6 protein-coding genes are annotated in these 6,423 nt (G+C 71.3%); 5 read left to right on the top strand and 1 reads right to left on the bottom strand.

Going from position 1 to position 6,423, the window contains the following annotated elements; translation table 11 throughout:
• The first annotated feature begins 147 nt into the window (after positions 1-147).
• Complete coding sequence (locus tag D7W79_RS37040) at positions 148-1,209, top strand: asparaginase (RefSeq protein WP_120529988.1); 1,062 nt, start codon at positions 148-150, stop codon at positions 1,207-1,209.
• A gap of 71 nt (positions 1,210-1,280) precedes the next feature.
• On the top strand, positions 1,281-2,192 hold the full coding sequence (locus D7W79_RS37035; protein ID WP_120529987.1) for a GGDEF domain-containing protein: 912 nt from the start codon (positions 1,281-1,283) through the stop codon (positions 2,190-2,192).
• Between the two features lie 78 nt (positions 2,193-2,270).
• Here the strand turns inward: D7W79_RS37035 and D7W79_RS37030 are convergent, their stop codons facing one another.
• Positions 2,271-3,863: a HEAT repeat domain-containing protein gene (locus D7W79_RS37030; RefSeq protein WP_120529986.1), complete on the bottom strand. Its 1,593-nt coding sequence runs from the start codon at positions 3,861-3,863 to the stop codon at positions 2,271-2,273.
• Positions 3,864-3,999: 136 nt separating this feature from the next.
• Here D7W79_RS37030 and rpsU point away from each other — a divergent pair, with 136 nt between their 5' ends.
• From rpsU to dnaG, 3 genes are all read left to right on the top strand, one after another.
• Positions 4,000-4,194, top strand: coding sequence for a 30S ribosomal protein S21 (gene rpsU, locus D7W79_RS37025; protein ID WP_014395136.1), 195 nt, complete (start codon positions 4,000-4,002; stop codon positions 4,192-4,194).
• A 110-nt stretch (positions 4,195-4,304) separates the two neighbouring features.
• On the top strand, positions 4,305-4,763 hold the full coding sequence (locus tag D7W79_RS37020) for a GatB/YqeY domain-containing protein (RefSeq protein ID WP_120529985.1): 459 nt from the start codon (positions 4,305-4,307) through the stop codon (positions 4,761-4,763).
• Between the two features lie 334 nt (positions 4,764-5,097).
• A partial coding sequence (gene dnaG, locus D7W79_RS37015; protein WP_120529984.1) for a DNA primase occupies positions 5,098-6,423 on the top strand: 1,326 nt, incomplete at its 3' end.

The raw sequence follows: 6,423 nt of genomic DNA, 5'->3' as shown, positions 1-6,423 counted from the left end.
CTCTTGGTGCAGCCAGCGCCCATCAGGGTCGCCGCGGCCAGCACGGGAGCAACACGCTTCCATCGAGGGAGGAGCACGGCCCCGGGGTTTAGCCATGCGCGCCGGGCTTGTAAAGCAAGGCGGCCTTTGGCAGACGGCCCCTCGCCCATGCCCAGAGTCCTGCTGCTTCACACGGGAGGCACGCTCGGAATGGCCGGTGGCCGGCCTTCCGCCCTGCGTCCCGCGGCCTTCTTCAAGACGCTCCGCAAGCGAGCCCCGGAGCTGTTCCAACTGGCCGACATCGAACTCGAGCTGTTCTCCAACCTGGACAGCTCGGAGATGCAGCCGGAGCTCTGGAGCCGGATGGCTGCCCACCTCCACCGTCGACTGCAGGACTTCGACGGGGCGGTGGTGACCCACGGAACGGACACGCTCGCCTTCACGGCCAGTGCACTGTCCTTCATGTTGCGAAACCCGCCCTGCCCCGTGGTGCTGACGGGCTCGCAGCGTCCGCTGGGGGAGATCCGCTCCGACGCGCGGCTGAACCTCATCGACGCGGTGCTCTCCGCGCTCCAGGGGCCGCGCGAGGTGACCATCTGCTTCGACTCGCACCTGTACCGGGGCAACCGCACGCGCAAGGTGAAGGTGGCGGAGTACGACGCGTTCGAAAGCCCCAACTTCCCCGTGCTGGGCACGCTGGGCGTGGACGCCACCTTCGAGAAGGGCCTCCCGTCGCGGGGCCCCTTCCGGCTCCACGAGAAGCTGGATCCGCGCGTCTTCCTCCTCAAGGTGTATCCGGGGCTGGATCCCGCGCTGCCCCTGCAGCTGCTCCCGCACGTGAAGGGGCTGGTGGTGGAGGCGTACGGGGCCGGCAACGTGCCCATCGCGCCGGAGCTGGGCCGCTCGCTCCTGCCGCTCTTCGTGCAGGCGCGGGAGCGGGGAATCCCGGTGTTGGTGGTGAGCCAGGCGTACCGCAACGGGGTGGACCTCACGCTCTATGAGTCCGGGGCCCAGTTGCTGGCGGAGGGGGCGGTCGGCGGTGCGGACATGACCCCGTCGGCGGCGCTGGTGAAGCTGATGCAGGGGCTGGCGGAGCATCCCCGGGGGGGCGAGGCCCTCTCACGCTTCCTCCGGACGCCCGTGGCGGGCGAGCTGTCCGTCGGGCGGCCGACAGTTCCTCCACCGGAGAAAAAGAGGCGCCGGCCGGCGCGGATGGGGCGGGTCGGCTGACACCGGGTGCGTGAAAGGAGCGTGGGTGTGCTTGCCGCCGTGAAAAGGCGGCCCCTAAGATGGGAGGTGCGATGTCCGAGGAGAAAACTTCCGTCCATTCCATTTCGGACCTGCTGGGCAGCGCCCAGCAGCAGAGCGCGTATCTGATCGTCATCAGCGCCAAGTCCGCCGCCGGCATCGGGCGGATGTTCAAGCTGGACCGCTCCGAAGTCGTGCTGGGCCGCAGCTCGGAGGCCCAGTTCCAGGTGGAGGACGACGGCATCTCCCGCAAGCACGCGAAGGTCGTCGCCATTGGCGATGGCCGCTTCCAGCTCGTGGACCTGGGCAGCACCAACGGCACGTACTTGAACGGCCTGAAGGTGAGCGCCGCGCCGCTGTACGACGGCGACAAGATCCAGATCGGGTCCAACACGGTGCTGAAGTTCAGCATCCAGGACGCGCTGGAGGAGCAGTATCAGCGCAGCATCTACGAGTCCGCCACGCGTGACGGCCTCACCCGCGTCTACAACAAGAAGTACTTCATGGAGACGGTGCGCAAGGAGTTCGCGTACTGCCTGCGCCACCGCGTGCCGCTGTCGCTGGTGCTCTTCGACGTGGATCACTTCAAGCGCATCAACGACGTGTACGGCCACCCGGCCGGAGACTTCGTGCTGACGCGCATCGCGCAGCGGGTGGCGGACACGGTGCGCACCGAGGACCTGCTCGCGCGCTACGGCGGCGAGGAGTTCGCGCTGATGCTGCGCGAGTCCGCGGAGGACGCGGCCCTGGCGTGCGCGGAGCGCTGCCGCGTGGCGGTGGACCGCGCGGACTTCATCTTCAGCGGCACGCCCATCAAGGTGACCATCAGCCTGGGCGTGGCGACGCTGCTGGACTCGGACTTCTCCCAGCCGGAGGACCTCATCTCCGCCGCGGACAAGTACCTCTACCGGGCCAAGCACGCGGGCCGGAACCGCGTGGACGCCAAGGCCGTCAGCGGCCCGTGAGCGTCGGCGCCTCGGCTCGGGCCGAGGCTCGGATGGAGGCCTGATCCACGGGCCTCCCCTTCCGGCGTCCCAAAGCCGTCAGCGCCCGAACCCCAACCGGCGCAGCCCGTCCTCCGACACGTGCTTCACGTGCGTGTCCGCGTCGTGCGCCGCCGCCTCGCTCAGCGCCGCCACGGCGTGCGGCCCGCCCAGCGCCGTCAGCGACCTCGCCGCCGCGACGCGCACGTCCGCCACGGGATCCCCGCGCAGGCGCTCGGCCAGGACGCGCACATGCGCGGCGCGGCCCACGAACTCCAGCGCCCGCGCCGCCGCCGCGCGCACCACCGGATGCTCCGACGCCAGCAGGCCCGCCGCCTCGTCCCCTCGCGACGGCTGCCGGTACGCGGACAGCACGTCCAGCGCGGCCACCACCACCTCCGGGGCTCCGTCCTCCAGCGCCTTCGCCGCCAGCGCCATCGCGTCACCGTTCCGGGGCAGCGCCCCCAGCGCCCGCACGGCACCCGCGCGCACCGGGGCCACGCTCGACGCGAGGAAGGGCGCCAGCCGCCGCGTGGGGGGCGGGCCTTCCGCGCAGTCCCCCAGGAGCGCCACCGCCTCCCCTTGAATCTCCGGCGTCCGGGCGTTTCGCCCCTCGGCCACGTCCCGCAGGAAGGCGAAGCACCCCTTCTCGTGGGCCATCGCGCCCAGCCATGGCCGCGCGGCCTCCGCCGTCTCCGCGTCCTTCACGCCCTGGAGTGCCATGTCCCGAAGGGGCTTCCCGGCCGACTCCGCCAGGCCGCGCGCCGCCAGCTCGCGGATCCGCGCGTCCTCGTCCCCCAGCGCGCCCTCCAGCTCCCGCCTGGCCAGCGGACCGTAGCGGCGCAGGGACGCCACCGCCGTGCGCCGGCGCTGCAAGTCACCGGACGCAAGCTCCGGCCGCAGCGCGTCCAGCTCCCGTGAGTACACGGCGAAGAGACGGTTGATGACGGCCTCGTCCGGGGGCTTCGCCTCCGTCAGGAGCAACCGGCCCACGGACGCGCGCTGCCGCTCGGCGACGGCGGAGAGGAGCTCCGCCATCACCGCGTCGCCCGCGACGGGCCGGGACGCCACCGCGTCCAGCACCACGCGCGTCGCCGACCGCCCCTGGAAGGTGGCCAGGTGCAGGAGCGCGGGCAGCCGCACGGCCGGCTCCTGCGAGAACATCTCCAGCGACAGCGACTGGCGGACGGCCTCCCGCTTCGCCCACACCCGGGCGGCGGCCGAAGGGCCCCGAGCCCCCGCCTCCCGCAGGAAGTCCGCCGTGGACTGGCCGGTGTCGGCGGCGGCGCGGACGGCGGTGAGGCAGGCGCCCAGGTCCGCGTCCGGTGGGGTGTCCATGATCCAGTCCGCCAGGGCCCGCCGCTCTGTCAGGCCCCGGCTCCGGGCCCCGGCCCGCACCGCGGCCCAGCGCACCCGCCAGTTCCCGTCCGTGAGCGCCGACTCCAGGGCCCGCTGCGCCTCCGCTCCGCCCGTCCCCAGGGACGCCACCCAGCTGTCCACCCGCCCCCCGGTGACGCAGGCGCCACAGGTCCGGGCGCGCAGCGACGGGTCCGCGACGTGGCGGCGGCAGGCGGCCCAGCACTCGGAAGCGACCGTGCCGGCCCGGGAGGGGCTGGCCGCCAGCAGGAGCACCAGGAGGAGGAGACGGGACACGCGCCGGACACTCTAGCGCAGCCGGGCCCATCCTTTCCGTGCGGGTCTCCTTGCCTTTTCCAGCCCGCTGCGCCATACCCCCCGACCCTCTGAAGATTTCCAGATTGCATCCAGCTAGGCGGAAGGAGGTGACTGCATGCCCGGTATTCGAGTGAAGGAAGGTGAGTCCATCGAAAGCGCTCTCAAGCGCTTCAAGAAGGCCACCGAGAAGGCCGGAATCCTTTCCGAGATCCGCAAGCGCGAGCACTACGAGAAGCCTTCCGTGAAGCGGAAGAAGAAGGCCCTCGCCGCCAAGAAGCGCGCTGTGAAGAAGGCCCGCAAGTCGTACTAGCGGTCCCGCAGTGAGGAGCCGGGGCGCCTTGAAGCAGTCAGGTGCCCTGGTTCCCGCCGTCCCATCCCCTGGCGCGGCGACCCTTTTCCCCGCCCGTGAGGAACCCCGACATGACCACCCTGAAAGAGCGCCTGACCGCGGACCTGAAGGACGCGATGAAGGCCAAGGACGAGCTGACCCTGAGCGTGGTGCGCATGCTCAAGAGCGCCGTGAAGTACAAGGAGGTCGAGCCGGGTGCCAGCGAGCTGGACGACGCGGGCGTGCTCCAGGTCATCGCCGGCCTCATCAAGCAGCGCCGCGACTCCATCGAGCAGTTCAAGGCCGGTGGCCGCCCGGAGCTGGCGGACAAGGAAGAGCAGGAGATCTCCGTCCTGCAGCGCTACCTGCCCAAGCAGCTCACCCCGGAGGAGCTCACCGCCGCCGTCCAGGCCTCCATCGCCGAGGTCGGCGCCAAGGGCCCCAAGGACATGGGCGCGGTCATGAAGAACGTGAACCCCAAGCTCCAGGGCAAGGCCGAGGGCAAGGCCATCTCCGAAGAAGTGAAGGCCCAGCTGGCCAAGCTGTCCTGAAGCACCCGTCGGATGAGGGGAAGGGGCGCCGGGAACGTCTCCCAGGTGCCCTCCCCGGCCCGGGCTCGAGCGGATTTTTTGATCCTTCGCCCGCTGGCCATTAAGCGCTGATCCCAAGGCCGTCCGCCCGTCCCCCACCCCGGGAGGCGAGCAGCCAGCCTTCAGGAGTGCGCGCCGTGTCCCAGCCCCCGTCTGTTTCCGCGCCCCGCCCGCGTCCGCATGCCCTACCTGTCTGGGCGGGCGAGCGAGGAAGCGGCGGTGCGGGCCGCGTCAGACCGGGGCGTCAGGATTGCGGGCGGAAGGCCGCGCTCATGCGGATGGATGGAGGGGCGTCGTGATTCCGGAGCACAAGATCCAGGAGGTCCTCGACCGCGTGGACATCGTGTCGCTGGTGTCCCGTCACGTGGAGCTGAAGAAGGCCGGGCGCGAGTTCAAGGGCCGCTGCCCCTTCCACCAGGAGAAGACGCCTTCGTTCTACGTCGTACCGGAGAAGCGCTTCTATTTCTGCCATGGCTGCCGGGCGAGCGGCGACGCGGTGTCCTTCATCCAGCGCTACCTGGGCAAGACGTTCCAGGACGCGGTGCGGGACCTGGCCCAGGAAGTGGGTATCGACCTGGAGGCCGCGCAGGACCCGGGCCTCAAGGAGCGTCAGCAGGTCAAGGAGGCCACGGACTTCGCCGCGGAGCACTTCCGCGGCCTGCTCTGGCACGAGGACGAAGGCCGCGCCGCCCGGGCCTACCTGGCCAGCCGCGGCGTCTCCGAAGAGGTGGCCCAGGGCTTCGGCCTGGGGTGGGCGCCCGCGCAGTGGAGCCTGCTGGCGGACCGCTTCCAGAAGAACGGGATGCTGGAGTGGGGCCTCAAGGCGGGCCTCATCACGAAGCGCAACAGCGGCGACGGCTGCATCGACTTCTTCCGCAGCCGCTTGATGGTGCCCATCCGCGCGCCGGAGGGGCGGCCCATCGCCTTCGGCGGCCGGCTGGTCGCGGCGGAGGACGGGCCCAAGTACCTCAACTCGCGCGAGTCCCGGCTCTACAACAAGAGCGAGACGCTCTTCGGCATGGACCAGGCGCGCGATGAGATCCACAAGCGCAAGACGGCCGTGCTCGTGGAGGGCTACTTCGACTGCATCGGCCTGCACCAGGTGGGCGTGCGCCACGCGGTGGCCCTGTGCTCCACCAACCTCACCGCCGGCCACCTCCAGGTGCTCAAGCGCGCGGAGGCCCGCGACCTGGTGCTCCTCCTGGACGGAGACTCCGCGGGCCTGGCCGCCGTGGAACGCCTGGCCGGTCCCCTGCTCGCCGCGGGCGCCCCCACCCGGGTGGCGCTCCTGCCGCAGGGGGATGACCCGGACGTCTTCGCCCGCCGCGAGGGCACCGACGGCGTGGAGCGCCTCCTGGAGGGTGCCCAGCCCCTCACCGCCTACCTCTTCGCCACCCTGCTGCCCTCCGGCAGGCAGGCGAGCTTCGAGGAGAAGATGGCCGCGCTGGAGCGGCTCAAGCCCGTCACCGCCCAGGTGCCTCCGGGGCTGACGCGCTCGGCGCTCATCAGCGCGCTGGCGGGGCACTTCGGCTGGATGCCGGCGCAGATTGAGTCGTCGCTCCAGTACAAGCCGCCCCCCACGCCCAAGCCCGCCGTCGCGCCCCAGGCGCACGTCGTCCCC

Source organism: Corallococcus exercitus (assembly GCF_003611585.1).
Classification (GTDB): Bacteria; Myxococcota; Myxococcia; order Myxococcales; family Myxococcaceae; genus Corallococcus; species Corallococcus exercitus.
This window is presented reverse-complemented; position numbering and strand designations above follow the sequence as displayed.